We start from the raw sequence: 26312 nt of genomic DNA, 5'->3' as shown, positions 1-26312 counted from the left end.
CGCGCGCTGCAGTGCGAACTCCGCCTTTTTCAACACGGCTTCGGTTCGCAGCTTTTCGATCTCCGGCATCACGCCCAGATCGAACGCCTGTGACATGCGGGCATGCTCGATGGCCGCCGTGTCCCGGTCCACACCGGCCTGTTGCAGGGATTCCTCCGCCAGCAATGCCTGTTGGCGCACGTCCAGTCGCGCCCGCTCGAAGTCGGCCGTCAATGCCTGCAGCTTGGCCTTTTCCCGGGCCAGCTCGCTTTGCAGTTCCGGACTGTCCAGGGCACCCAGAACCTGCCCCTGCTGCACCTGATGCCCGGCCTGGACGGTGTAGCGAACCGTGCCGGAGGCGGCGGCGTACAGCGTCGGACTCACCGCGGCGACGACCCGACCATCCGCAGCGATATCTCGCTCGAATCGACCGCGCTCAACGGTGGCGATGGACAAACGTGACCGCTGCACCGACTGCCCGGCCGACCAGCGCTCCCACACGGTGGGCACCAGCCACGCGGCGGCCGCGATCACGCCGGCACTCACCATCACCGGCCAGCGCCAACGCACCCAGGCGCTTGATGACGCAATCAACTGATCCTGGCCACTGGTATCTCTAAATGACATGGCTTGCAGCGTCGACGTCGCAAACCGATCAGAGATAGACGCAGTCATGCGCCTCGCAGCCGGTGGTCGCCACCGACCCGACACCCAGGTCGGATAACGACCAGAACGGTTCCGGTGCCTGTACCGAACAGCCGATGGCTGTCACGTCCAGCGCCGGCGCCCGGGACAGGGACACCGGACTGGGCATCGGCAATGTGTAGCCGACCTCCGGCAGCGCCGGGCCGTTCATGCCGAACTTCGTCATCAACCGATCAACCTGCTGCTCGATGCGCTGCTCGTTCCGAACCCGCAACATCGATTCGCTGGAGATCACATAAGGCTGAGCCGCCTGAAGGCGATTCAACTCGGCGGCGTAGTCGATCTGGACGGAAGCCTTCGGCAACGCGTGCAAACCGCCGACCATGCCGAGCGTGGATTCAACAGAGGCCAGACAAGGCATGCTGAGCGTGGCGAAAGCCAGAATTCCAAGGGTTTTGCTGATTCGCATGATTGACTCGCTGGGTGGACCTGCAAGCTATAGCGCAACCGGCGTACCAACTTTTATCAATCTATATCTTGTTGTTTTTATTTAATTTATTGGATCCACGCCTGACCAATAAAGTGTCCGCGGACAGTTTGGCGGACACATTCGATGACCGGGCGGACACTTCCAACTTGGGTCCGGACAGACGGCGGGACGTCAGATCGACGATCGTGCCGGCCATTGCCTGATCGTCGGCGCCCGCCGCCTGCGGGTGCCCCAGGACCGCAAACTGCCTCAACCGCGGAGTCGATCGCGGCACCGCAGCTCAGACGACCCGGCAAACCCGGCGACCGGCCCGCCACGTAGGTGGCAGGCCGGCTCGGGATCTTTGCCCTAGGCGACGCTGCGTCGGCGCCGTCCGGCGCCCATCAGCAGCAGGCCGAGCGCGCCACCGGCACCGCTGGCGCTGTCCGGGGTGGTCGGATTGCCCGGCTCGGGCGGCGTCTGGCTGTCCGGCGACTGGCACTGGTCGTTGCCCACCAGGGTGTAATCCAGGTTGGTTCCGGCCGAATCCACGGTCAGGCCGACGCCATTCACGGTGTTGGTCGTCTGCCGCACGCTAATCGCGAGGCCGGTCAAGGTGGTGCCGTCGTCAATGCCGAGCGTGGCCTTGTCCATGACCAGCTGGATGGTGCCGTCCGGCTGGAAGTTGCTGGCTGGATCGAGCGAGCCTTCCGTTGTGAACGTCCCCACCGCGGCCGCCGGCGTATCCAGCGTGGCATTGGTGCCGTATTCGAACGCTGGCGTGACGGTGTCCGTGGTCATGGCCACCCAGTAGTTGGTCGGATCCTCCGGCAAGTTGAAATAGTAATACCAGCGGTGGGACGGCAGCGGCTGCGTGCCGAGGTTGGCAACCTTGATGGTGAACACGATGTTGCCGGGCATGTCCGTTGGCTCGGCGATCCAGGCTTGTCGGATGTCTTCCTGGCCCGTGCCGCTTTCGGCGAGGCCCGTGGTGCCGGCTGGCGAGGTGATGCGCGTCAGGCCGGGCAGCTCGCAGCTTTTCTCGTCGGATGGCGGCAGTACACCAGGATCAAGCTGGGTGGTGAAGGCGCGCCCGAACATGGTCTGCGTGGCCATGGTGCTGTTGGCCGGGCTGGGCGCGATGTCCAGCGTGCCGGCAGCACCCTCGACAAAGACCCGTATGTTGTGGATCGGCTCGCCAATAGCGGGGACGCCCATCTGCACATACGGCACAAATACGTCGATCACGTTGTCCGTCAGCGATATCACACTGGCGACAGCCGTATTGTCGTCGCCGACCTCGGGAATCGTCACACCCGTGTCGTCCAGCGTGACCGTCGTGGTGAACGGCTGTCCGCCAACATTGCGCTCGATCCGATACGCGATGGCGGTCTCGCCAGCCAGATCGGCGGCATTGCCTAGCGTCAGCGAGTGCACGACGCCTGTCACGCCGTCGACGGTGTCTTCCTGCATGGTCAGCGTGACCACATCAGTGGCGTCGCCGGCCTCGGCATCACCGTCCAGGATCACGAACGGCTCGCCGGCTGGTGGCAGGCCGGTGTTCGCAACGCCCAGTGCATCAAGAATGCTCGGCACATCGATCAACCCGGCGCCATAGCCGAAGTGCGTGGTGTCATCCGGGTTCTGCGGGTCGGGCTCGTACCCGGTGCCCACCTTCACGGCGGTGTCCTGGATGATGTTCTCGATCTCGGCAGGCGTCAGATCCGGACGAGCCTGCGTCATCAGACCGATGATGCCGGTGACATGCGGCGTGGCCATGGACGTGCCAGAGATGGTTCCGTACCAGGGGAACCAGACGTCCTCAACCGCCCCGCCGGCGCCGCCCGTGCAAATCGCCTGACTGGGCTGCGACTGGAAGCAGGTGGAGGTAATCAGATCACCAGGCGCGGCGACGTCCGGATAATTGACCGGGTCGCCGGCCAGGCCTCGGCTGGAGAAGCCCGACAGCGGCGCATTGCGATCGCCGGTGCCCAGATCGTTGTAGCTGGCCACGCAGATCACGCCGGGCGTCGGGTCCTTGCAGGCGCTGGACGTCATATCGTTGCTGCCGTCGCCCCCGTCGTTACCCGCGGCAAAAGCCATCACCACACCGGCATCGACGATGTCCTTGATCAGGCATGACGCCACCCCGCCCGGGTCGTACTCCGACCCGCCCGCATTGCCGTAGGAATTGTTCACGGCGCGCAACGGCGGATCGAAGCTGTCCAGGTTATCGAGCATATGAACGTAGGCCGAAGCCGTGGACAGCACCAGAATGCCGGCGCCGTTACCCCAATGGATCAGCTGGGTACCGGGCGCCGCGCCCGAGTAGGTGCCCTGAATATAGGGAGCGACCTCGGGAACCGGGTAGCCACCATCAGATTGCAGACCACGGCCGCCGACCGTGCCCGTCACGTGCGTGCCGTGGCCGCCAACCTGGCTTTCCGAATCCACCGGACCGATGTCCACATAACGCGGCGTACCCGTCGGGATGCCGGTGACCTCATCCGCCGGATTGATCAGCTTGTAGTTGTGATAGAGGTTTTCGGAGAAATCGGGATGCAGCCCGTAAAGGCCGCTGTCGATCACGCCCAGCGTCGTGCCGGCGCCATCGAGGACATTGCCATCGGCATCGAAGTACGGTCCGCCAGACACATACTCATGCGCCACGCGTGCACGTGTCGCCCAGGACTGGGTTGCACCGAGATACTGCAACGGCTCGTTATATTCCAGCCGGCTCACGGCGGGCAGCGTGATCAGGGTTTGCAACACTGCCACCGGGCCGGTCACGTAAACGGCCGGCACGTACTTGCGAAAATCCTTGACCACCGTCAGGCCCAGGCTCGTCAGTAGACCGTCCTGCCACTTCTGCGAACCCTGATTGAAATGCACGAACACGCCATACAAGGCCTGCGGGCCCAGGATGGTGAAATCCATGAGCACTTCGGGGTCGACAAACGCCTGGCCCTGGTTGGCTTCGCCCGACTGCACGCAGGGGTCGACACCGGGCTCGCCCGGGCTACCGCCGTCGGTACCCAAGGTCATGGTCAGCGTGGCGTTCGCCCCGGTGACAGAAAAAGGCACGATCACCACACGCGCGGTGCTCGGTAGCTGACTGATCCGCACCGCGGAAGACTCCGCCGGATTGCCCGTGGCGCTCTGCCCGACCACCGTGCCTGCGTCGTCGTAAATGAACAGATCCAGATCGTCGCTGTTGTCCCAGGTCAGTTCGAAGTTGACGAAGGCATCCGCGTTGGCATCGCGAAACGACTGCGGCAAATCCAGCGTGAGCACGTACTCGTCGCAGCTCTCCGGCGCATCGCACACGGGCTCGCCCGTGGCGATCAGCGTGGGATTGGACACCACGTAAGGCCCACCGGTCGCGATTTGCTGGGTGGTCTGGGAGTCGATGGTGCCGGATGCGGGATCCGTGGCGCCGGCGATGGATACGCTGGCCAGCAAAGCGGCACCAGCAGCGAAGCGCAAGCTGCGCAGGAACGGGACGGTCATGGTGAAACCTCAGCGAACGGTTTGTATCGGGAAATCGACGCCGTATCCCGTTCCTGGGTGCCACGCGCCGCATCCAATGCGGCAAGGCGTCGTGTTCAAGTTAACCAAATGGGAACAAATCCCCGTCTGGGATGCAACTCCCATACCGATTGTGCGCTGCGTCTGGACTTCAGCGCTGAACCGTGGCGCGGACGGCACCGATGGCCTGCTGCGCAAGCCTGCAAAGCCGACGAAGCCGAGCAGGTAGGAAGCCCCAGGCTGCCCGACCGCAAGCCCCTAGCCCGCCAACACCTGCCGCAGTTCTTCCGGCAAACCGTCGATGAATTCGTCGTCTACCGGGTGCAGCGCGAACTGCCCCGCCCGTGCCATTTCCCACAAGAGCTGTCCTTGCTTGTGGTCTTTTTGAACTTTCCGCCGATTTCGGCTTGGTTTTCGCGATAGCCAGAGTTTGTGCAGGGCAAACCAGCGCGGGTCGGGGGCGACGATGGCGCAGACACCGGTTGCCCCTGCCCTGACGATTTCGCGGACGGGCGTGCCGCGTAGTAACCATTCCTGTTCGGGGAGATTGCCGACGGGACGTAGCGGTTCTGCTTTCGGGATCGCATCCACCACCGACGGTGCGGCGAGCAGCTCGACTTCGAAGGCATCCGCGTTGCGGGCCTGGAAGGAGCGCTCGGTGTTAACGGTGAAGGTGCTGTCCACCGCTTTCAGCATGTTGAAGATGGGCCGGGTGCCGCGTTCGGCGAGTGCAAAAGCCTCGCGCCTGGCCGACCAGGCAAGATCGAAGTCTGCGGTGGATTGCAGTTCGGGCGCCATGATGACGCCGGCGGCGTAGGCATAGGCCAACATGGCGTTGGTTCCGACGGCGATGAGCGTCTGGCCGAGCATGTCTCGGCGATCGGATTCGGTGAGTATTCTGCCGACGGTCTCGTCAACACCCGGCAGGCGGACGGCGCGGGCGATGCGGCCGACCTCCGTGAGCCGGCCGGACAAGCTCTTGCGTGCGGCTTGCGCCGCATCGCGCCGGCTGCTGTATCCACGCTCGAACTCTTCCCGTTCCGCGGAGCGCGGGCCGAGGCTTTTTCCGTTGCCGCGGCGATCGACAACGCGATACAGGTAATCCCTGCCCTTGACCGTTTTCCAGCTCAGCCGGTCGCGGTGTTGATGCCAGGCACGCTCGTTCGCGATCCAGGCGTCGTACGCCATCGCCATGTTCTCGGCACAGCGGTTTTGTTCTGCGTTGAATTGCAACGAGTTATCCTGCGTTTAATACTTTGTCGATATTGCAGGATAATTTTCCTTGCATCAACGTGTTGCCTGGGTGTTATGAGCCATCGGCGCCGGGTAGCCGCTCAATGGTGTTCAGGATGGCCACGTCGAGGAGCGATCCACAGCGGGAGCGCACCCATGCGCGCTATGCTCACGCGCTCGCAGGCACGCTCCGCTCAGCTCAAGGTAGTCGCAAAACAGCAATGGCAACAGCACCGGATCAACCATCGCTTTCGTCGCAGGAGCCGCGGGGCGATGCGCATGAGCCGGAGAGGGGCCACGCCGACATCAAGGCGCTGCAACTCGCGCTGCGGCGTGAACAGTACAAAGTGGAATCACTCAGTCATGAGAACCACCGGCTCCAGCAGGAGCTGAGCTCCGCGCAGTTCACCAAAAGCGCGGCGCTGCGGGATATGAAGAACCTCCACCAGATGGATCACGACGATCTGAAATCCCGGATGGGGGATGAGCGACGCGTTGCCGAGGACCGCTTAGAGTCGGTGATCAGCGAAAAGCTGGACATCATCGCGACACAGATCGCGCAGATCACCGATATGCAGAGAAAGATCGGTGATGCGGACACGCGCTGGCAGCACTTGAGCGATCAGCTCGCAATGGTCCATGTCGCGCTGGACGAAGCCAGGGCTGCGGCTAGGCCACTTCCGCCCCCGTCAACGCGTCCTTGAGCTTGTTGAACTCGTCGCGCTTCTTTGCGGCGGTTTCGAATTCCAGGTTGGCCGCTGCGGCGTACATTTCCTTCTCGACCTGTTTGAGGCGCTTGGCCAGTGCCACAGGGTCCTTCGTTTCGTAAGCCGCCCGCTTGTCCGCGACACGCTGCAGAGCGGCGTCGCCGGACACCGGTTCGTAACCCGCCCGCATGACATCGCCCACTGCCTTGCGGATGCCCTGCGGCGTGATGCCATGCTCCTCGTTGTGCGCGACCTGCTTGGCGCGGCGGCGGTCGGTTTCGTCCAGCGCGCGGCGCATGGAGTTGGTGACCTGATCAGCGTAGAGAATGGCCCGTCCATGCAGGTTGCGGGCGGCGCGGCCGATGGTCTGGATGAGTGAGCGCTCGGAGCGCAGGAAGCCCTCCTTGTCGGCATCGAGGATGGCTACGAGTGAGACTTCTGGCAGATCCAGCCCTTCGCGCAGCAGGTTGATGCCGACCAGGCAGTCAAACGCGCCGAGCCGCAGATCACGCAGGATTTCGGCGCGCTCGACCGTGTCGATATCCGAATGCAGGTAGCGAACCCGCACGCCATGCTCGTGCAGATAGTCGGTGAGGTCTTCGGCCATACGCTTGGTGAGCGTGGTGACCAGCACGCGCTCGTCCTTTGCAGCGCGGATCTGCACCTCGCTGAGCAGGTCGTCAACCTGGGTGCGTACCGGGCGGATCTCCACCTCGGGGTCGGTCAGCCCGGTGGGGCGGACGACCTGTTCGACGATCTGCCCCGTATGGGCGCCCTCGTATGGTCCCGGCGTGGCCGAAACAAAGATGGTCTGCGGAGCGAGCTTTTCGAATTCCTCGAACTTCAGGGGCCTGTTATCCAGCGCTGACGGCAGGCGGAAACCGTATTCGACCAGGGTTTCCTTGCGACTTCGGTCACCCTTGTACATGGCACCGACCTGGGGAACGGTGACATGGGATTCGTCCATGACCAGCAGCGCATCCGGCGGCAGGTAGTCGAACAGGCAAGGTGGCGGCTCGCCGGCCCCGCGCCCGGAGATGTAGCGGGAGTAGTTCTCTATGCCGTTGCAGTAGCCGACCTCCTGGATCATCTCCAGATCGAACATCGTCCGCTGTTCCAGGCGCTGGGCTTCCAGCAGCTTGCCGGCTTCGCGCAATTGCTTGAGCCGGTCGCGCAGCTCGTCGCGCACCTGGTCCATGAGCTCCACCATGCGCTCGCGCGGGGTGACGTAATGCGTCTTCGGGAAGATCGTGTAACGCGGCACCTTGGCGTTGACCTCGCCGGTGAGCGGGTCGAACAGCGACAGGGCCTCGATCTCGTCGTCGAACAGTTCGATGCGCAGCGCCTCGTCATCGGTCTCCGCCGGGTGGATGTCGATCACATCCCCGCGCACGCGGTAGGTGCCTCGTTTGAGCTCCATGTCGTTGCGGGTGTACTGCATCGATGCCAGCCGCCGCAGCAGCTCACGCTGGTCCAGGCGGTCGCCGCGATCCAGATGCAGCACCATCTTGAAATAGCTTTCAGGATCGCCCAGGCCGTAGATGCAGGACACGGATGCGACGATGATCGTGTCGCGCCGCTGCATCAGCGCCTTGGTGGCCGACAGCCGCATCTGCTCGATGTGGTCGTTAATGCTCGAATCCTTCTCGATGAAGGTATCCGACGACGGCACGTAGGCCTCGGGCTGGTAATAGTCGTAGTAGCTGACGAAGTACTCGACGGCGTTGTTCGGGAAGAAATCGCGAAACTCGCCATAGAGCTGCCCGGCCAGCGTCTTGTTGGGCGCCATGACCAGCGTCGGCCGCTGAATCTGCTGGATGACATTGGCGATGGAATAAGTCTTGCCGGAGCCCGTCACGCCGAGCAATGTCTGGTGCGACAGGCCGCTTTCGATGCCGTCCAGCATCTGCCGGATGGCGGTCGGCTGGTCGCCGGCGGGTGCCCAATCGGCCTTGAGTTCGAATCGATCCGTCACGGAATGCTGCGCGGGAACTGGGCGCGCCATGATACGCCTTCCGGCACTGTTGACGCCGCTGTAGAGGGCGACCAGCGGTGGGCATCCTGCCCCTCTGATACGGTCCGCAAGCGGCTTGCGCTAGGCTGACCTCGCGTGGCGCCGCAACTGCCGCCGCGCTTCTTGCCGCCGATGGAAACCCGTATGGACGAATCCAACAAGATTCTCAGCAACCCCGCCATTTCGCCGCGCGCGATTCGCTACCACTTGCTCACGATGTCGCTGGCGCTGCTCTGCACGGTTGCCGGGGTCGTGCTGATCCCGCTCATGCTGCCCATCATGCGCTGGTACTACAGCCGCTATTTCAAGACGCTGAATGTGGTGCTGACCACGCGCGAGTTGCAGGTGGACCGGGGAATCTGGAACCGGGAGGAGAAAAGCATCCCGCTGGAGAAGATCACCGATCTGGCGACCTTCCAGGGGCCTGTCATGCGCTACATGAATCTCAAGGGCCTGCGGGTCGAAACCGCCGGCCAGAGCGGCAGCGGAGGGGCGCTGGTTCGCCTGATCGGCCTGGAAGACACCGAGGCCTTTCGCACGCTGGCGCTGCGCCAGCGCGACCGGGTCACCGATGCGTCTGCACCTGCGCCCGCCGCAGAGGGCGATGCCGCCACACCCCTGCTCACCGAGATCCGTGACACGCTGATCCGCATCGAACGGCGCCTGGGCGAGCCGACCAAGGACTGAATGGCAAGTCGCGCGGTTTGCGACACGTAGTTGGTCGGGTTTCGAGCGACCCGTATCATACGCACGCCTTTTCACCTCAGCTGGAGTCAGTCCATTGAAACTGTCCGACCGCGTACAACGCATCAAGCCCTCCCCGACCCTGGCCGTTACCGCACGCGCGGCCGAACTGCGTCGACAGGGCAAGGACATTATTGGACTGGGTGCAGGCGAGCCGGATTTCCCGACGCCGGCGCATGTGCGCATGGCAGCCAAGGAAGCGATTGATGCCGGCATGACCCGCTACACGCCGGTCGGCGGCACACCGGAACTCAAGGACGCGATCGTCAGCAAGTTCAAGCGCGACAATGGGCTGGACTACGTCGCCGACCAGGTGCTGGTCTCCTGCGGCGGCAAGCAGAGCTTTTTCAACCTGTGTCAGGCGATGATCGACAGCGGCGACGAAGTCATCATCCCGGCGCCGTACTGGGTCAGCTACCCGGACATGGTGCTGCTGGCCGACGGCACGCCGGTGGTCATCGAGACGACCATGGAGTCGGCGTTCAAGATCACCGCCGAACAGCTGGAAGCCACGATCACGCCCAAGACCCGTCTGGTGGTGCTGAACAGCCCGTCCAACCCCAGCGGCAAGGCCTACACCAAGGCCGAACTCGCGGCCCTGGGCGAGGTGCTGATGCGGCATCCGCAGGTCTTCGTCGCCACCGATGACATGTACGAGCACATCCTCTGGACCGAGGAGCCGTTCGCGAACATTCTCAATGCCACACCCGCGCTTTACGACCGCACGATCGTGCTCAACGGCGTGTCCAAGGCCTATGCCATGACGGGCTGGCGCATCGGCTACGCGGCCGGTCCCGCGGCGCTGATCAAGGCCATGAGCAAGATTCAGTCGCAAAGCACGTCGAACCCGACGTCGATTTCGCAGAAGGCCTCCGAGGCGGCGCTCAACGGCGCGCAGGACTGCGTGCGGGAAATGCTGGTGGCCTTCAAGCAGCGGCATGACGCCGTGGTCGCCGGGCTCAATGCCCTGCCCGGCGTGAGCTGCCTGGAGTCCGACGGCACGTTCTACGCTTTTCCCGACATGAGCGGGCTCATTGAGGCGCTGCCTGAAGTCGACGACGACCTGGCGCTGGGCGAATACCTGATCGAACACGCGGGCGTTGCGCTGGTTCCCGGCACGGCCTTCGGAACACCCGGTCACATGCGCCTGTCGTTCGCGACCGATCTGCCGACGCTGGAGCGCGCGCTGGAGCGTCTGGGAGCGGTCGCCAACCGTTAGGAAAACCCTGAATCAACTGACGCCGCCACTAGATGGCTAGCGCGCGTCTCCGGGCTGCGGAGGCGCAGAGTCCGAGTCTTGATGCCCATCTGACGACTCCGGGGTCTTGATCAGGGCATCGGCCTCGGCGAGCAGCCTGTCACGACAAACCGAGCATCGCGTGGCCTCGGCCCAGACCTCCAGACGTTCCGCCTTACCGAAAGCCGGTTCGCTGGTGGCGACAACGCGCCGGATGATGCGGTCGTAAGTTGCCGTGAGCATGCGTTCGAGCTGGATGCGCGGGCCGTTCAGACTGGCCAGGTTTTCCCGGCTGAGAGAACGCAGCTCTGGACGCGCCAGCAATCGATCAATGCTGAGCAGCTCGGCCTCGGCAGCCTTCAGGGACTGAGCTTCGGGGTCGCTGTTGGACGCCAGCGACTCGGCCCAGAGTTCGTAGGTCGGCAGACGGGAGTAGATTTGGGTGGCCTCATCCCAGATCGCGGCGTTCTGCGCCGTCCCGCCGATAGCCACATTGCGCACACAGTCATCCAGGGCCGCTGCGCGTTTGGCGTAGTGATCGGCCCAGTAGGCATCATCGGGCGTGCGTAACAGCACGAACCGCTGCGCCAGCCGTAGCATCCGTCCCGTATAGGGTGCGGCGCTTCGATCCGCCTGGGCGCGGCGAGCATCGGTGAGTAGTTCGCCCCTGGTCAGAATCAGGCGTTCGTACTCGGCCTGCTTGCGAGCAAGTTGGCCGGAGGCGAGCAAGGCACGGAAATCACTCCAGATTCGTTCGTCCGACTCGCAGCCCACATCGGAGGCAATGAAATCCTTGATCGAGCGGTAGTCGGTCACGTCCAGTTCAAAGCGAACATAGGCCTGGGCAGGCTCCCAGGCACCGCCGGTGGCGTAACAAAGGCCGGTGAGCGAACGCCGCGTATCGCAGCGTTCCAGCGTCGGTGGGGGTTCCAGTTCGATGGTCGTGGAATTCAGCAATACGATGAACTGGCGGCCATGTAACGAAGCCAATCCCTCGTCCGGGCGCAAGCCGAGCAGGGTCTTCTCCTCCCAGGGCTTCTCGGAGGTCTTGATCTCCTCACTGAGCATGTCGCCCAACTTGGTGGACAACGGGCTGAATGTCGCGCCGCCCGGCACAAAGCTCAGGCCGACCTTGAGTACCGGCTCGGCCGTGGCAAGTTCCAGCAAATCGGTAACCCAGCGCGCCTTGTCCGCGGGGACGCCACGCACATAGATTTGCAGATGTGGTGACGTGGACAGCGATTCCGGATCGATGAGCAACCCGGACGACAGCAGCGCATTGTCGACAATGGACGATTGGGTCTTGCCGGCCTGCACGTCGTACAGCAGCACCGGAATCTCCGGCTCCGAGTCGGCAGAGAAGCTCGCCACCGTCCCCTTGCCGAAGCGCGCCGAGATCAGCAGCATCGCCGGTCGTTGTCCCTCCTTGCCGAAATCCAGCAGCCGACCGGTTTCATCCAGGTTGGAGCTGACGAATATCCGCAGGTAGCCATCCTGGTAATCGGAGGCCTCCAGGTCATTGGCACCTTGGACAGGCGTGGCGACCGGACGCACGAAACGGCTGCCGCCGGAACTGCATGCCGACATCAGACCGATCGCGGCCAAAGCAAAGACAAGTAAGCGCATGATGCTAGGACAGGCGGGAAACGGAATTGATCCATTGACCGCCAACGCAGGCGTCGTGTTTAGAGCAGCACCTGTTGCTCGCTTAGCCCCAGCAGATTGCGGACTGGCGCAAAACTGCGTCTGTGGATGGGCGTGACGCCCAAGGATTTCAGCGCGGCCAGGTGCGCCCGGGTCGGATAGCCCTTGTGCTGAGCAAACCCGAAATCGGGATATTCGACATCGAGACGGTGCATCTCACGATCACGCGTGACCTTGGCGAGAATCGATGCGGCACCGATCGCGGGCTCCGACGCATCGCCACCCACGACCAGCGTGGCGCGACAAGCAAGCCCAGGGTCACGGTTACCGTCGACCAATGCATGCTCCGCAGCCGGCGCGAGCATTTCAACAGCACGGCGCATCGCCAACATCGACGCCTGCAGAATATTCAGCGAGTCGATTTCCGACACACTCGCCTCGGCGATTGCCCAGGCCAGCGACCGTTCCACGATCTGGTCGTACAAGGCCTCACGCCGGGCGGGTGTCAAGGCCTTGGAATCGGCCAGGCCCAAGATAGGCTGACCAGGGTCGAGAATCACGGCCGCAGCGACTACCGGCCCGGCGAGCGGACCACGCCCCACTTCGTCGACGCCTGCGGTGCGCAGCAGGGTCACGCCACCAACTCCAGCACCGCTTCGGCTGCGCGTGAATCGGCATCCTGACGCAGCGCCTCGCGGACCGCAGCGAATTGCCGGGTCTGCGCCTGCGCGTAGGCTGGCCGCGTGAGCAGCAGCCGGGTTACACCGGTCAGCATCTCCACGCTCGCGGCCTCTTGCAGCAGTTCGGGCACCACGGGTTCGTCAATCAGCAGATTCGGCAGCGAAACATGCGGCGACTTGAGTAGCCCGGCATCCAGCATTAGCCAGGCGGTGAAGGCATTAGTCGCGTAGGCAACCACCATGGGTCGGCCGACAAGCAATGTTTCCAGCGTCGCGGTTCCGGAAGCGATCAGCACGACATCCGATGCCGCCATCGCGGTTTGCGCCTGCCCATCGACAACCGTCAATGGCAGATTCCGCCCTTCTAACAGGGCTTCGATCCGGGTCCGTGCCTTGTCATTCGCAGCCGGCAGGACGCAGTGCAGATCCGGGATGCCCGCGCAAAGACGCTCGGCGGCATCCAGAAACGGCAGGCCCAGGCGCTCTATCTCCGAGCCACGGCTGCCCGGCAATAGCGCCAGCACGCGGCCGCTGGCCGGCAGACCAAGCACGGCGCGTGCCTCCAGGGGATCGGGGTCTTCCGGGATGGCATCAGCCAGCGGATGTCCGACGAAGCGAACGGGTACGCCGCTGTCGCGGTAAAATTCTGCTTCGAACGGCAGCAGCGTCAACATCAAGTCCACCGAGTTGGCGATGCCCTTCACCCTGCCCTGGCGCCAGGCCCAAACGGATGGACTCACGTAGTGGACCGTCTTGATGCCACGCGCCCGCAGCCGCCGCTCCAACCCGAGATTGAAGTCCGGTGCGTCGATGCCCACCACCACATCGGGCTTGCGCGCCACGATCTGACGGATCAATTGCTTGCGGAACCGGAACAGCCGCGGAACTTCTTTCAGCACCTCGACCAAGCCCATCACCGAGAGCACGTCGATGCTGGCCAGCGATTCGCAGCCCGCGGCCTCCATGCGAGGACCGGAGACACCAAAGGCCTCGAGGTTCGGCACGCGCTGTTTCAGCGCCGTGATTAGGCCGGCACCCAGAATGTCTCCGGAGGCTTCGCCGGCAATGATGGCAATGCGCATTACGCTCTGGTCGCGCTCATCGGAACGGTGCTAGCGCTGCAATCCGCGCTGTGAGCTCTCGATGAATTCGATCATGGACGCGACATGCGGGTCGTCGCCTTGTTCGCGCAGAGCCTCGACGGCATCAGGCAGCCGCAGCTCTTTGCGGTAGATCGTGCGGTAGGCGTCCTTGATCGAACGGATGGCGTTCTTGTCGAATCCGCGACGCTGCAACCCCCGGCTGTTGATGCCCCGTGGCACGGCCGGGTTGCCATCCACCAGCACGAAGGGCGGCACGTCGCGATCCAGCCCGGAGGCATAGCCGGTGAAGCTATGGGCACCCAGGCGGCAGAACTGATGCACCAGGGTGAATCCGCCCAGAATCACCCAGTCACCAATGTGCACGTGACCGGCCAGGCTGGCGTTGTTGGCGAAGATCGTATGGCTACCGATCTGACAGTCGTGCGCGACATGGCAATACGCCATGATCCAGTTGTCATTGCCGATTCGCGTTGTGCCGTCTTCCTTGAGCGTGCCGCGGTTGATCGTCACGTTCTCGCGGATCACGTTGCGGTCACCGATCAGCGTCCAGGTGTCGTCCGCCGGTGTCGCCGTCATGTCCTGCGAGATTTCGCCGACCGAGGCGAACTGGAAAATCTTGTTATCTGCGCCGATCCGGGTCTGCGCACCGATGACGACGTGCGGTCCGATGGTCGTGCCCGCGCCGATCTCCACCTTGGCGCCGATGATCGAGTACGGGCCGATCTGCGCGGTGTCCGCGATCCGCGCGGTGGAATCGACGATGGCGGTGCTATGGACTGTCATCCCACCACGGACTTGGCCGCGCACATCAATGTGGCGGTGCATGCCGTTCGGTCGTCCACCCATGCGCGAGCCTCGAACTGCCAGACATCCCGCTTATGTCGGAGCACCTTGGCTTCCATCATCAGGCGATCACCCGGTGAGACCGGCAGCTTGAAGCGCGCCTTGTCAATGCCCGCGAAATACAGAATGACGCCATCGGACGCGCGCACCCCGGTCACTTCCGAGACCAGCAACCCGCAGGTCTGCGCCAGTGCCTCGAGGATCAGCACCCCCGGCATGACGGGCGTCTGCGGGAAATGCCCAGGGAAAAAAGGCTCGTTATAGGTCACGTTCTTGAAGGTCACGATGTGCGATTCGCCATCGCACTCCACAACCCGGTCGACCAGTAGAAACGGGTACCGATGAGGCACCAGCTTCAGAATGTCATTGATATCGAGTTCACCCGCCACTATCTGTTCCCCGCCCTGTTAACGATGCCGCGGCGACATTACTCACCCGATTCGAGTCGCTTAACGCGCTGCTCCAGCTTGTCGAGTCGACGCAGCCGAGCCACCTGCTTGCGCCACTCCCCGTTCGTCGTCACCGGCCAACCAGACGAGTACGTCCCCGGCTCCTTGATCGAACGACTCACAAGCGTCATGCCAGTAATCATCACCTTATCGGTAATCTCGATATGCCCGGCCACGCCGACCGCGCCCCCGAGCATGCAATAGGACCCGATCGAGGTGCTGCCGGCAATCCCCACCTTGGCCGCGATGGCCGTGTGAGCGCCGATCGTCACGTTATGTGCGATCTGCACCTGGTTGTCGATCTTGACGCCATCGCCGATTACGGTGTCCTCAACGGCGCCGCGGTCAATCGTGGTATTGGCGCCGATCTCAACATCGTCGCCGATCACGACCGAGCCCAGTTGCGGCACCTCGATCCAACGTCCGGCGTCCATCGCCAACCCAAAGCCTCTCGAGCCGATGACAGCACCAGAATGGACGGTACAGCGCGCACCTAGCGTCACGCTGGCTTCCAATGTCACGTTGGCGCCGAGCTGCGTGCCCGCGCCGACAACACACCGCGCCCCAATCACCGTGTTCGGACCCACCCTCACGCCGGCGCCGAGCCGCGCTCCAGCGCCGATGGACGCTCCGGCAGCCACCGCAACGTCATCCGCCAACGATGCTGAGGAATCGACATGAGCGGTCGGCGCGACACCCGGCGTCACGTCAGCCGAAGGAAGAAATTCAGCGGCTAATCGCGCGTACGCCACATAGGGGTCATCCGCCACGAGCACGGGAACCGCCGCACCCGCCGCATCGGCTTCGGTCACAATGACGGCCGCCGCGTGGGTCTCGGTCAGATAGCGGCGGTACTGTGGATTCGCCAGAAAACTGATCGCGCCGGCACGCCCATTGGCGAGCGTGCAAACACCATCGATTTCCGCGTCACCGTCGCCGATGAGCCGAAGGCCATGGCGCTGCGCCAACTCGTCCAGGCGAATCCCCATGCTACTGGACGTCGATCGCGTGGATTACTTGGCCGCTTCGAGGCGAGAGAGCACGGCGCCGGTCACATCCACGGCATCGCTGGCGAAGACCGGATCCTGCAGCACGAGGTCGTAATTGCCCTCTTTCGCCACCGCTTCGATCACCTCGGAAATCTGGTTCATCAACTTCTGGGCCAGCTCCTGCTCGCGGGCGGCAACGTCTTCGCGGAACTTGCGCTCGGCGTAGTTGAAGTCGATCCGGCGCGTGTTCAGGTCCTTTTCGGTGCGAGCGCGTTCGGCAGCGCTCATCACGTCGGCGTTGCGTTTGAACTCCTGCAGGTCTTCGGATAGCGATTTGCCGTCCTGCTCGAGTTCCTTGGCGCGGCGCTCGAAGTCGGCCTTCATCTGCGCTTCCATCTTCTTGTACTGCGGCGACTCCTTGATCAGGCGCTGCGACTGAATGGTGGCGATGCGGACCTCGGCGAACGCGGTGCTGCTCCAAGCGGCGCCGGCGATCAGGAGAGCGAGAATCGTGGTGATCTGTTTCATGAGATTAATGTCTGTTGTTCGAATCGAATTGGACAGCAGAATGACCGGATTGGCTTAAAAGCCCGTTCCGAATGTGAGCTGGAATCGGTCGGTTTCATCTTCACTCTCCGGACCGATCGGAATTGCGTAGCTCAGATCCAACACGCCCAGGAAGGGTGTAAACCAGGTGTAGGCGATGCCGTAGGAACTCCGCAGCTCGCTGGTCTCGAAGTCGTTGACCTCGTTGAACACGTTGCCTACATCATAGAACACCGACAAGCGCGTGCTCTTGTTGTCGGTTTCCAGCGGCGTCGGAATGATCAGCTCGTTCTGAGCGTAGATCCGGAACTTGCCGCCAAACGGGTTATTGAAGATGTTGCGCGGGGTGTCACGCGGCCCCAGCGTGCCGTCGCGGTAGCCACGCACAGACCGGGAGCCGCCGGCAAACAGGCGTTCGTATGGCGGGATCAGCTCGGTACTGCCGTAGCCATCGGCCCAACCGACTGACGCGTTGAGTTCCCCGAACAGACCCTTGTAGATCGGCACGTACTGCTGGAAGTTGTAGAACGCCTTGAACACCTGCAGATCACTGCCTGGCAGCGTCAGATCCATTGTCAGGCGGTGCAAGGCGCCGCGCGTCGCGAAGATCGTACGGTTACGCGTGTCGCGGATGACCCCGGTACGCAGTTCGTAGTTGTAGAACTTCGTGCCTTCCGCGATCACGAACTCCAACACTTCGTTGGATGTGATGCCCTGGTTCGCGAAGGTCTCGATGGTCACGGCTTCCAGGCCGCCACCCAGACGAATGGAGGTGTACTCGGACAACGGAAAACCGTAAGTCAACGAAGCCGTGGCCGTGTTGGTATCGAAGCCAGAGCTGAATCGAACCACCTGTTCGGACTCGCGGTAGCGCAGGTCGATCGTGCGGCTAATGCCTTCCGGTGTGGCGTAGGGATCGGTCCAGCTGCCGGCGATCGAACGCGAGAACTCGTTGGACTCCACCGACGCGCTGACCCGGTTGCCGGTGCCCAGGAAGTTGGAATGCGTCACGCTACCGGTGAGCAGGAAGCCCTGCGATCCGGAGAAGCCGACGCCAAGCTGCACCGAACCCGGTGGCCGCTCGGTGATCTCGAAGTTCACATCAACCAGATCATCCGTGCCCGGCACCGGCTGGGTCTCGACCGCAGCGTCTTCGACAAACGCCAGTCGGGCCAGGCGAATACGTGAACGTTCGACCGCAGCGCGGGAGAACACGGCACCCTCGAACTGACGCATTTCGCGCCGCAGCGTCTCGTCTTGCGTCTTGAGGTTGCCGGAGAAATTGATCCGGCGGACGTACACACGGGCGCCCGGCTCCACGTACATGGTCAGCTTGACCGTACGATCATCCTCATTGATCTCGGGTAGCGGACGCACATCGGCGAATGCGTAACCGAAGTTCGACAAGGCATCGCTGATGCGCTCGGCGCCTTCGGTGGCTTCCTTGCGCGAGAACGTATCGCCGGCATCCAGCAGCACCAGGCGGCGCAGCAGGGTCTCATTGAGAATCAGCTCGCCGGCCAGCTCCAGCGACGACACCGTGTAAGTCTTGCCTTCCGACACGTTGATCGACACGTAGATGTCGCGCTTGTCCGGCGTCAACGCCACCTGGACGGAATCCACGTTGAACTTCAGGTAGCCGCGGTCCAGGTAGTAAGACGACAGCGACTCCAGATCACCCAGCAGTTGCTGCTTGGAATACCGGTCGGAGCGCTGGAAGAACTTGTACACCTTGCTGGGCTCGAGCTTGAAGACGTCCAGCAGTTCGGCATCGGGAAACGCCTCGTTCCCGACGATGTTGATCTGTTCGATCTTGGCGACCCGGCCTTCCGTCACTTCGACAAGAATGCTGACTCGATTGTCGGAGATTTCGCGAACCTGGGTCTCGACCTTCACGTCGTAGTAGCCGTTGGCATAGTACTGACGTGTGAGCTCCTGCTGGACCTGATCCAGGATGACGCGCCGGAACAGCTCGCCCTCTTTCAGGCCAGCCGACTCCATGGCTTCGTCGACTTCTTCGCCCTTGATCTTCTTGTTGCCTTCGATTTCGAAGGCGGCGATGGCGGGGCGTTCCTCGACCTGGACCAGCAGCGTATTGCCTTCCCGGCCAAGCGCGACGTTCTCGAACAGGCCCGTCTGATACAACGCGCGAATCGATTGCTGACCCGTGCGCTCATTGAGCTCATCGCCCTCCGTCACCGGCAGGTAGGTGAGGATAGTGCCAATTTCCAGACGTTTCAGACCGACCGCCTGGATGTCCTCGATGACGAAGCTTTCGTAGGCAGATGCCGCCGCGGACAGAAGGCATGCAACAAGTGCCCCCAGGATCCGTGAGTTCACGGTTCGCATGATGTTTCGTACTCGGATTTATCCAATGAGCCGACTGATATCGTTATAAAACGCCAGACTCATCAACATGAAAAGAAGCAGCAGCCCGATCTGCTGGCCGGCCGCCTGAACGGATTCGGAGATCGGGGAGCCCTTCACCAGTTCGACCAGATAATACAGCAGATGGCCCCCATCCAGCACGGGAACGGGCAGTAAATTGAGCACACCCAGGCTGACGGACACAATCGCCATGAAACTGAGAAAGGTCACGATTCCCGCCTGCGCGGAATAGCCTGCATATTCGGCAATGTGCAACGGACCGGAAACGTTCTTCACCGAAACATCGCCGGTGAGCATGCGGCCGATCATTCGCAGCGTCAGTGCTGACATGCGCCAGGTTTGCGACACAGCCTGCCCGACCGCCTCCACCGGTCCATAGCGCACCTGCACCCGACGCTCGGCGTAGAACCCCTCGGGCACGAACGGGCCTGCGCCCAGATATCCATACGCGCCGGTCTCATCTTCCCGTTGCTCGAGTCGCACGACCCGCGTCAGGGATGCGCCATCGCGCTCGAACTCGACCTCCACGGCGGCACCCGGATGTTCGCGAACCCAATCACGCATCTGCGTCCAGGTTCCGAACGCCTCGCCATCAATCGATGTCACCCGGTCGCCCGCCTGCAGCCCGGCGCGGGCCGCGGGCTGGTCGGCCACCACTTCGCCAATGACCGGATCAACTTCAAAACGAGGAATGGACAACCCCAGCCGGTCGAACAAGCGCTGCGGATCAGCCGTCGCCCCGGTCAGATCCAGGCTGTAGGTATCGGTTGTACCGCGGCCGGTTCGCACTTCCAGTGGCACCGGATCGCCCGCCAGCGCGGCCTCGATCAATCGTGGACGTAACTCGTCCCAGCTCTGAATGGGGTGATCGTCCAGCCGTGTGACGATCATGCCCTGCTCCAGCCCGATGTCGCTGGCCAGGGTGCCGTCCGGCACCGGGCCCAGCTCCGGGCGTAGCGCGGCCGATCCGACGATGAAGACCAGCCAGTAGGCCGCGATGGCCAGAAGAACATTCGCACCGGGGCCGGCGGCAACAATGCAGATCCGTTTCCAAACCGGGTGCACATTGAACGCCATAGGGCGTTCAGACTCGGCGACCGCCCCTTCCCGCTCGTCCAGCATCTTGACGTAGCCACCCAGAGGAATGCTGGAGATGGCGTACTCGACGCCGGTCTTGGGCGACACGCGTGTCCAGATCGGCCGCCCGAAACCGATGGAATAGCGCAGCACCTTGACGCCCAGCCGGCGCGCCACCCAGAAGTGACCGAACTCGTGAAATGCGACCAATGCGCCCAGCGCGACGATGAACGCCGCCGCTGACAGCACTACGTTGGCAAAAGGTAGATCAAGCATGCCGTCTTCGACCCTCCGGGCCACCGATAAATTCCCCGGCAATACGCCGAATATCGACATCCATGGCGACGATGCCGTCCACCGTCTCGGGGAGCTGGTTTGAAGCCGCTTGCGTAAGGCAGTGCTCGATCACCTCGGCGATCTCCGTGAATCCCAGATGGCCGGCCAGAAAGGCATCCACCGCGACTTCGTTCGCGGCGTTGAGCACCAGCGGCGCGGCGCCGCCTGCCTGAAGTGCTTGCCGGGCAAGCAGCAGACAGGGAAAGCGCGCGAGATCCGGCTCCCGGAAATCCAGCGGTCCCGCGTTCACCAGGTCCAGCGGGCGCACACCGCCGTCCAAACGCTGTGGCCAGGCCATGCCGTAGACAATCGGCGTGCGCATATCGGGTTCGCCCATTTGCGCCAACACCGAGCCATCGGCCATCCGAACCATGGAATGCACCACGCTTTGCGGATGGATGACCACGCGAATGCGTTCGGCCGGAAGGCCGAACAACCATGCCGCCTCGATCACTTCCAGCCCCTTGTTCATCATCGTTGCCGAGTCGACGCTGATCTTGCGCCCCATGACCCAATTGGGGTGGGCACAGGCGGCATCCGGTGACATTGCGGCCAATTGCTCCAGCGGCGTATCTAGGAACGGCCCGCCAGAGGCCGTGAGCAGCAGCTCATCAACGCCCGCGGGGGCCTCGCCACAACGGAAATCGCTAGGCAGGCACTGGAAGATCGCATTGTGTTCGCTGTCGATCGGCAGCAAGGTGCCGCCGCCGGCCGTGATGGCGTCCATCAGCAGCGCTCCGGACATGACGAGCGATTCTTTGTTCGCCAACAGAATCCGCCGGCCGCTGCGTGCGGCGGCCAGGGTCGGCAATAAACCGGCAGCGCCAACGATGGCCGCCATGACCTGCTCCGCGGCCGGATGTTCCGCCACGGCCAACAGACCAGCCTCCCCCGGCACAACCTCGGTGTCTATTGACTCAGCCCGCAAGCGGGCGGCCAGCGTCGCCGCGGCCTCCGGATCGGACATCGCTGCCAATTCGGGCCGGTGGCGGCGACAGATGGCGAGCATGCCATCGATATCCGAGCGCGCCGATACGGCCACACAGCGAAAATGGTCGGGGTGGCGAGCGATGACATCCAGCGTACTGGCGCCGATACTGCCGGTCGCGCCCAGAATCGCGACGCCGATGCTCATGCGCCCAGCCAGCGCAGCCCGAGGGCCAGCACCGGGGCTGCTGCAAACAGGCTATCCAGGCGGTCGAGAATGCCACCGTGCCCTGGCAGCAGATGCCCGGTGTCTTTCACCTGCGCCTGACGCTTGAACATGCTCACCGCAAGGTCGCCAACCACCGAAAATACGACCGCAACAAGGCACACAATCACGAACCCTGCAACGCCGAGCCGGCCGGGCTCAAACACGAACAGCGCGCCGAGAACCGCAATCAATCCGGAGGCCAGAAACCCGCCCGCGAAGCCCTCCCAGGTCTTGCCGGGGCTGATCTTCGGCGCCAGCTTGCGCCGCCCGAAACGATGCCCGGCAAAGTACGCCCCGGTATCAGCCGCCCATACCAGCGCCAGCAGCAGCAGCACATGGAGCGGCCCTGCATGGCCCGGGTGTCCATGTAGCAGCATGATGCCCAGATAGGCGGGAATGAACATCAGCCACCCGGTCGTCACGGCAAGCCCCGGCGGAACGCGGCCATCGCGAAAAATCGCTGGGTATATGCGTAGCCAGATCGCGGCGGACACCCACCACAGGCCACCCAGAACCAGCGTGCCGTCGACAAGAATGCTGTCCTTGTCCTGACCGAATGCAGCAATGAGCAGCGCCGCGGCCACCGGCGTAAACACCATGTGCCACGAGGTATTGGCCAGCGCAGACAGGCGCGTCCATTCCTCAACGGCGAGCAGCACAACCAGCGCGAGAATCGCGCCCACTGCCCAGGCCGGACCGAACCAGATCAACGCAAGAGCCACCGGCCCCAGCACCAGCGCGGTGGTGACGCGTTGCCACAACATCAGCGGCTGACCTCGGCCAGGCCCCCGAAGCGGCGCTCGCGATCGCCAAACCAGTCCAGTGCGTCAAGAAGGCTTTGGCCATCGAAGTCGGGCCAAAGTACCGGCGAGAAATAAAGCTCGGTGTACGCAAGATCCCACAGCAGAAAATTGCTCACGCGCTGATCGCCGCCGGTGCGGATGAACAGGTCGGGATCGGGCCAGTCGGCCAGATCGCGGTAGCGACCGAGGCATTCTTCGTCAATATCGGCCGGGCTCAATTGCCCGAGAGCGACATCCTGCGCCATCCGGCGCGCGGCCCTTGTCAGATCATCCCGCCCGCCGTAGCCAACAGCGATCGCAAGCTGCATCCGGGTGTTGCCGGCTGTCTGGTCCTCAGCCTGGGCCATCCGCTCCCGCAACGCAGGGGCCAGACGGCCATGGTCACCGATGAACCGCAGCCGCACGCCATTTTCATGCAGTTCGGCCACCTCGCGATCCAGTGCCTTCATGAACAATTCCATCAGGAGCCTGACCTCCTGAATTGGACGCGCCCAGTTCTCGCTGGAGAACGCAAAAACCGTCAGATACCCGACCTTAGACCGTATGGCTTGTTCGACCAGCGCACGCAGCGCCCGAACACCGGCCCGATGACCAGCCGCTCGGGGCTGTCCCCGACGCCGGGCCCAGCGGCCGTTGCCGTCCATGATGACGGCGACATGTTGAGGAATAGACACGACGTTCGACGTCCTGACCCGGTTGTCGTGAACCGGATCTAGACGGCCATCATCTCCTCTTCCTTGGCGGTGAGCTTGGCATCGACACGGGCCACATGTTCATCGGTGACCTTCTGGATGTCCTGCTCGGCGCGTCGGAGATCGTCTTCGGATATTTCCCCTTCCTTCTGCAATTCCTTGAGATCGGAATTGGCGTCACGGCGTACATTGCGGATCGCCACGCGGGCGTTCTCGGCCTCGGCACGCACCACGCGAACAAGATCGCGGCGGCGCTCTTCAGTGAGCGGCGGCAACACGATGCGGATGACGGTGCCAGCCGTGTTCGGGTTCAGGCCCAGATTAGACTTGAGCAGCGCCTTTTCAATCACGCTGACCATGGTCTTTTCCCAGGGCTGGATCACCAACGTCCGGGCATCTTCACTGTTGACCGTCGCCGCCTGGGACAAGGGCACGTCGGAGCCGTAGTAGTCGACATTGATGTGGTCGAGCAGGCTCGGATGTGCCCGCCCGGTGCGAATCTTGGTGAATTCCTGCTGCAGCACGTCGATGCTTTTATCCATCCGCTGTGCGGCGTCTTTGAGAATATCCTGAATCATTCGTTTGTCCCGTCTACCAGAGTGCCGACGCTGTTATCGCCGGTCACGATTTTCATCAGGTCGCCGTCTGCGGTCATGTCGTACACGCGCAGTGGCACCTTGTGATCTCGGCATAGCACGATCGCGGTCTGGTCCATGACCTTCAAGCGCTTGTCCAAGACCTCGTCATAAGACACGCGATCGTAACGCGTCGCGCTGGGGTCACGCATGGGATCAGCCGAATAAACGCCGTCCACCTTGGTGGCCTTGAGCATTAGATCGGCGTCGATCTCGATCGCGCGGAGGCTGGCCGCGGAGTCGGTTGTGAAGAACGGATTACCCGTCCCGGCGGCAAACACGACCACCCGCCCCTTCTCCAGATGGCGAACCGCACGACGGCGGATGTACTCCTCGCAGACCTGATTGATTCGAATCGCCGACATCACGCGCACCTTGCGGCCGGCGCGCTCGATGGCATCCTGCAGCGCAAGTGCATTGATCACGGTGGCGAGCATGCCCATGTGATCGCCCGTGACCCGGTCCATCCCGCCGCCGGCCAGCCCTTCGCCGCGAAAGATGTTGCCGCCGCCGACGACAATGGCGACTTCCACACCGATGTCCATCACCTCACAAACCTGACGAGCGAGCTGCGCCAATACATCCGGCGAGATACCGAAATCGGATTCACCCAGCAGGGCTTCACCGGAGAACTTGAGCAGGATTCGCTTATGAACAGGTTCAGGCATGGACCTCTCCGGTCGTTGTGGCAGCAGTTCCGGTCTTCACCGACCCGACCGCGTTGTATCGCAGCCGGGATTTGACCCGATTTCTGTCCATCGGGCAAAAAAAGGCCCCGGTGTCCGGGGCCTCATTTCTTGCATGAATCAGGCCGATGCGCGCGCTTGCGCCATCACCTCTTCCGCAAAGTTCGTCTCTTCTTTCTCGATGCCTTCGCCGACCTCGTACCGGACAAAACCGGTCACCGATGCGCCCGCCGCCTTGAGCAGCTTCTCCACGGTCTGGTCCGGGTCCTTGACGAAAGGCTGACCGTACAGCGTGATCTCGGCAAGGTACTTGTTCAGGCGACCGACAACCATCTTCTCGATGATTTCGGCGGGCTTGCCGCTGTCCGCAGCCTGGGCGACCAGGATGTCCTTCTCCTGCTGGCGGATGTCGGCCGGCACGTCGTCGACCGACACGAACTCGGGCTTCGTGGCGGCAATGTGCATGGCCAGATCACGGGCCAGCGACTCATCGCCACCCGTTAGGCCGACGACTACGCCGATGCGCTCGCCGTGCAGGTAGTAGCCCAGCGTGTCGGCTTCCAACATCTCGAATCGACGGATGTTGATGTTCTCGCCGAGGTTGGCGACCAGATTGCGACGACGCTCGTCGAAGGTCTCGCCGCCAACATTGGCCGCAGCCAACGCTTCGATATCACTGACTCCGCCGGCCGTCACGGCCTTGGCGGCGTCCTCGGCCAGGGCGACCAGACCGTCGTTCTTGGCGACAAAGTCCGTCTCGCAATTCACCTCGACGATCGCGGCCTTACCGCCATCGACATGAACACGAACAATCCCTTCGGCGGCCACGCGGGAGGCTTTCTTGTCCGCCTTCGCCTGACCTTCCTTGCGCATCTTCTCGATGGCGGCCTCAATGTCGCCATCGGTCGCCTGCAAGGCCCGCTTGCAGTCCATCATTGCAGCGCCGGAACGCTCGCGCAGTTCCTTCACTTGTGCAGCTGTAATTGCCATTTCGACTCCGAAATTCTGGTTCGATCAGGACGCGGCAGGCGCGTCTTCCGTCACTTCCACGTACTCGTCCTGCTTGGCGGCACCGGTGGTGACAATGCCTCGGCCGTCGAGCACGGAATCCGCGATGGCGTTGGTGTAGACGCGGATGGCGCGAATGGCGTCATCGTTGCCCGGAATCACGCAGGCCAGACCCTCGGGCGAGTTGTTGGTGTCGACCACCGCCACAACCGGAATGCCCAGCTTGCGGGCTTCTTCAACGGCAATCTTTTCGTAGCCGACGTCAATGATAAACAGCGCGTCGGGCAGGCTGTTCATCTCCTGGATGCCGCCGATGGAGCGCTCCAGCTTTTCCATTTCGCGGCGCAGCTGCAGGCCTTCCTTCTTGGTCACGCGGTTGATGGAGCCGTCCTCGACCATCTTCTGCAGCACTTCCAGACGACGGATCGATGCCTTGACCGTCTTGAAGTTGGTCAGCATGCCGCCCAACCAGCGCTGGGTGACGTAGGGCATGCCGCAGCGCTCGGCAGCGAGCTGAAGGTCTTCACGAGCGGCACGCTTGGTACCGACGAACAGCACCTTGCCACCATTGGCAGCCAACCGGCCGACGTAGCTGCAGGCGTCCTTAAGAAGCGGAAGCGTCTCCTCAAGGTTGATGATGTGGATCTTGTTGCGGTGTCCGTAGATGTAAGGTTCCATCTGC

The 26312-nt window shown here is 62.9% G+C and carries 24 protein-coding genes; 3 read left to right on the top strand and 21 right to left on the bottom strand.

Annotated elements, in window-relative coordinates; genetic code table 11:
- The 4 genes from ACE1EY_RS09710 to ACE1EY_RS09695 form a co-directional block, all read right to left on the bottom strand.
- Positions 1 to 606: biotin/lipoyl-binding protein (locus ACE1EY_RS09710; RefSeq protein ID WP_370300077.1), on the bottom strand; the 606-nt coding region annotated here is incomplete at its 3' end.
- 28 nt (positions 607 to 634) lie between these two features.
- A complete protein-coding gene (locus tag ACE1EY_RS09705) occupies positions 635 to 1093 on the bottom strand; it encodes a hypothetical protein (RefSeq protein ID WP_370300076.1) in 459 nt (152 codons plus the stop codon).
- Positions 1094 to 1462: 369 nt separating this feature from the next.
- Positions 1463 to 4603 carry a S8 family serine peptidase gene (locus tag ACE1EY_RS09700; protein WP_370300075.1) on the bottom strand — a complete coding sequence of 1047 codons (3141 nt, stop codon included), beginning with the start codon at positions 4601 to 4603 and terminating at the stop codon, positions 1463 to 1465.
- A 276-nt stretch (positions 4604 to 4879) separates the two neighbouring features.
- On the bottom strand, positions 4880 to 5854 hold the full coding sequence (locus ACE1EY_RS09695) for a GSU2403 family nucleotidyltransferase fold protein (protein ID WP_370300074.1): 975 nt from the start codon (positions 5852 to 5854) through the stop codon (positions 4880 to 4882).
- A 104-nt stretch (positions 5855 to 5958) separates the two neighbouring features.
- Between ACE1EY_RS09695 and ACE1EY_RS09690 the strand changes: the two genes are divergently transcribed.
- On the top strand, positions 5959 to 6558 hold the full coding sequence (locus ACE1EY_RS09690) for a hypothetical protein (protein WP_370300073.1): 600 nt from the start codon (positions 5959 to 5961) through the stop codon (positions 6556 to 6558).
- Here ACE1EY_RS09690 and uvrB read toward each other — a convergent pair.
- On the bottom strand, positions 6524 to 8566 hold the full coding sequence (gene uvrB / locus ACE1EY_RS09685; RefSeq protein WP_370300072.1) for an excinuclease ABC subunit UvrB: 2043 nt from the start codon (positions 8564 to 8566) through the stop codon (positions 6524 to 6526). The genes ACE1EY_RS09690 and uvrB overlap by 35 nt on opposite strands.
- Positions 8567 to 8719: 153 nt before the next feature.
- Here uvrB and ACE1EY_RS09680 point away from each other — a divergent pair, with 153 nt between their 5' ends.
- Both ACE1EY_RS09680 and ACE1EY_RS09675 read left to right on the top strand, forming a co-directional pair.
- Complete coding sequence (locus ACE1EY_RS09680) at positions 8720 to 9262, top strand: PH domain-containing protein (protein ID WP_370300071.1); 543 nt, start codon at positions 8720 to 8722, stop codon at positions 9260 to 9262.
- A gap of 94 nt (positions 9263 to 9356) precedes the next feature.
- Positions 9357 to 10538, top strand: a complete 1182-nt coding sequence (locus tag ACE1EY_RS09675) for a pyridoxal phosphate-dependent aminotransferase (RefSeq protein ID WP_370300070.1) — start codon at positions 9357 to 9359, stop codon at positions 10536 to 10538.
- Positions 10539 to 10574: 36 nt separating this feature from the next.
- Here ACE1EY_RS09675 and ACE1EY_RS09670 read toward each other — a convergent pair whose 3' ends face one another.
- The 16 genes from ACE1EY_RS09670 to rpsB all read right to left on the bottom strand — a co-directional run.
- A complete protein-coding gene (locus tag ACE1EY_RS09670) occupies positions 10575 to 12182 on the bottom strand; it encodes a hypothetical protein (protein WP_373928071.1) in 1608 nt (535 codons plus the stop codon).
- Between the two features lie 59 nt (positions 12183 to 12241).
- Positions 12242 to 12826 (bottom strand): ribonuclease HII, encoded by a 585-nt coding sequence (gene rnhB / locus ACE1EY_RS09665; protein WP_370300078.1) that lies wholly within the window; start codon positions 12824 to 12826, stop codon positions 12242 to 12244.
- A 5-nt stretch (positions 12827 to 12831) separates the two neighbouring features.
- Positions 12832 to 13962 carry a lipid-A-disaccharide synthase gene (lpxB, locus tag ACE1EY_RS09660; protein ID WP_370300068.1) on the bottom strand — a complete coding sequence of 377 codons (1131 nt, stop codon included), beginning with the start codon at positions 13960 to 13962 and terminating at the stop codon, positions 12832 to 12834.
- A gap of 30 nt (positions 13963 to 13992) precedes the next feature.
- Positions 13993 to 14766 carry an acyl-ACP--UDP-N-acetylglucosamine O-acyltransferase gene (lpxA, locus tag ACE1EY_RS09655; RefSeq protein WP_370300067.1) on the bottom strand — a complete coding sequence of 258 codons (774 nt, stop codon included), beginning with the start codon at positions 14764 to 14766 and terminating at the stop codon, positions 13993 to 13995.
- Positions 14763 to 15215, bottom strand: a complete 453-nt coding sequence (gene fabZ, locus ACE1EY_RS09650; protein ID WP_291512433.1) for a 3-hydroxyacyl-ACP dehydratase FabZ — start codon at positions 15213 to 15215, stop codon at positions 14763 to 14765. The genes lpxA and fabZ overlap by 4 nt, the downstream gene beginning before the upstream one ends.
- A gap of 38 nt (positions 15216 to 15253) precedes the next feature.
- Complete coding sequence (gene lpxD / locus ACE1EY_RS09645) at positions 15254 to 16264, bottom strand: UDP-3-O-(3-hydroxymyristoyl)glucosamine N-acyltransferase (RefSeq protein ID WP_370300066.1); 1011 nt, start codon at positions 16262 to 16264, stop codon at positions 15254 to 15256.
- 24 nt (positions 16265 to 16288) lie between these two features.
- Entirely contained in the window at positions 16289 to 16792 is a 504-nt protein-coding gene (locus ACE1EY_RS09640; RefSeq protein WP_291512431.1) for an OmpH family outer membrane protein, read from the bottom strand.
- 54 nt (positions 16793 to 16846) lie between these two features.
- Complete coding sequence (gene bamA, locus ACE1EY_RS09635) at positions 16847 to 19150, bottom strand: outer membrane protein assembly factor BamA (RefSeq protein WP_291512430.1); 2304 nt, start codon at positions 19148 to 19150, stop codon at positions 16847 to 16849.
- Between the two features lie 27 nt (positions 19151 to 19177).
- The gene (rseP, locus tag ACE1EY_RS09630; RefSeq protein ID WP_370300065.1) at positions 19178 to 20551 is read right to left on the bottom strand and encodes an RIP metalloprotease RseP; all 1374 of its coding nucleotides are present in this window, start codon (positions 20549 to 20551) and stop codon (positions 19178 to 19180) included.
- On the bottom strand, positions 20544 to 21746 hold the full coding sequence (gene ispC, locus ACE1EY_RS09625) for a 1-deoxy-D-xylulose-5-phosphate reductoisomerase (RefSeq protein WP_291512428.1): 1203 nt from the start codon (positions 21744 to 21746) through the stop codon (positions 20544 to 20546). The genes rseP and ispC overlap by 8 nt, the downstream gene beginning before the upstream one ends.
- A complete protein-coding gene (locus ACE1EY_RS09620) occupies positions 21743 to 22570 on the bottom strand; it encodes a phosphatidate cytidylyltransferase (RefSeq protein WP_291512427.1) in 828 nt (275 codons plus the stop codon). The genes ispC and ACE1EY_RS09620 overlap by 4 nt, the downstream gene beginning before the upstream one ends.
- The gene (gene uppS, locus ACE1EY_RS09615; protein WP_291512426.1) at positions 22570 to 23283 is read right to left on the bottom strand and encodes a polyprenyl diphosphate synthase; all 714 of its coding nucleotides are present in this window, start codon (positions 23281 to 23283) and stop codon (positions 22570 to 22572) included. The genes ACE1EY_RS09620 and uppS overlap by 1 nt, the downstream gene beginning before the upstream one ends.
- Before the next feature lie 38 nt (positions 23284 to 23321).
- A complete protein-coding gene (gene frr, locus ACE1EY_RS09610; RefSeq protein ID WP_291512425.1) occupies positions 23322 to 23879 on the bottom strand; it encodes a ribosome recycling factor in 558 nt (185 codons plus the stop codon).
- Positions 23876 to 24604, bottom strand: coding sequence for a UMP kinase (gene pyrH, locus ACE1EY_RS09605; RefSeq protein WP_291512424.1), 729 nt, complete (start codon positions 24602 to 24604; stop codon positions 23876 to 23878). Before pyrH ends, frr begins: the two co-directional genes overlap by 4 nt.
- Positions 24605 to 24742: 138 nt before the next feature.
- On the bottom strand, positions 24743 to 25612 hold the full coding sequence (gene tsf, locus ACE1EY_RS09600; RefSeq protein ID WP_291512423.1) for a translation elongation factor Ts: 870 nt from the start codon (positions 25610 to 25612) through the stop codon (positions 24743 to 24745).
- Between the two features lie 24 nt (positions 25613 to 25636).
- A partial coding sequence (gene rpsB, locus ACE1EY_RS09595) for a 30S ribosomal protein S2 (RefSeq protein ID WP_370300064.1) occupies positions 25637 to 26312 on the bottom strand: 676 nt, incomplete at its 5' end.

This window comes from Abyssibacter sp. (genome assembly GCF_964229365.1).
Lineage (GTDB): Bacteria > Pseudomonadota > Gammaproteobacteria > Nevskiales > OUC007 > Abyssibacter.
This window is presented reverse-complemented; position numbering and strand designations above follow the sequence as displayed.

Excerpts from the sequence above, each read along its gene's own strand:
- ACE1EY_RS09670 (WP_373928071.1), bottom strand. The coding sequence starts at position 12,182 with ATGCGCTTACTTGTCTTTGCTTTGGCCGCGATCGGTCTGATGTCGGCA.
- lpxA (WP_370300067.1), bottom strand. The coding sequence starts at position 14,766 with ATGACAGTCCATAGCACCGCCATCGTCGATTCCACCGCGCGGATCGCG.
- lpxD (WP_370300066.1), bottom strand. The coding sequence starts at position 16,264 with ATGGGGATTCGCCTGGACGAGTTGGCGCAGCGCCATGGCCTTCGGCTC.
- pyrH (WP_291512424.1), bottom strand. The coding sequence starts at position 24,604 with ATGCCTGAACCTGTTCATAAGCGAATCCTGCTCAAGTTCTCCGGTGAA.
- ispC (WP_291512428.1), bottom strand. The coding sequence starts at position 21,746 with ATGAGCATCGGCGTCGCGATTCTGGGCGCGACCGGCAGTATCGGCGCC.
- ACE1EY_RS09690 (WP_370300073.1), top strand. The coding sequence starts at position 5,959 with ATGGTGTTCAGGATGGCCACGTCGAGGAGCGATCCACAGCGGGAGCGC.
- lpxB (WP_370300068.1), bottom strand. The coding sequence starts at position 13,962 with ATGCGCATTGCCATCATTGCCGGCGAAGCCTCCGGAGACATTCTGGGT.
- ACE1EY_RS09705 (WP_370300076.1), bottom strand. The coding sequence starts at position 1,093 with ATGCGAATCAGCAAAACCCTTGGAATTCTGGCTTTCGCCACGCTCAGC.
- ACE1EY_RS09680 (WP_370300071.1), top strand. The coding sequence starts at position 8,720 with ATGGACGAATCCAACAAGATTCTCAGCAACCCCGCCATTTCGCCGCGC.
- rseP (WP_370300065.1), bottom strand. The coding sequence starts at position 20,551 with ATGCTTGATCTACCTTTTGCCAACGTAGTGCTGTCAGCGGCGGCGTTC.
- tsf (WP_291512423.1), bottom strand. The coding sequence starts at position 25,612 with ATGGCAATTACAGCTGCACAAGTGAAGGAACTGCGCGAGCGTTCCGGC.
- uvrB (WP_370300072.1), bottom strand. The coding sequence starts at position 8,566 with ATGGCGCGCCCAGTTCCCGCGCAGCATTCCGTGACGGATCGATTCGAA.
- ACE1EY_RS09640 (WP_291512431.1), bottom strand. The coding sequence starts at position 16,792 with ATGAAACAGATCACCACGATTCTCGCTCTCCTGATCGCCGGCGCCGCT.
- ACE1EY_RS09620 (WP_291512427.1), bottom strand. The coding sequence starts at position 22,570 with ATGTTGTGGCAACGCGTCACCACCGCGCTGGTGCTGGGGCCGGTGGCT.
- ACE1EY_RS09700 (WP_370300075.1), bottom strand. The coding sequence starts at position 4,603 with ATGACCGTCCCGTTCCTGCGCAGCTTGCGCTTCGCTGCTGGTGCCGCT.
- frr (WP_291512425.1), bottom strand. The coding sequence starts at position 23,879 with ATGATTCAGGATATTCTCAAAGACGCCGCACAGCGGATGGATAAAAGC.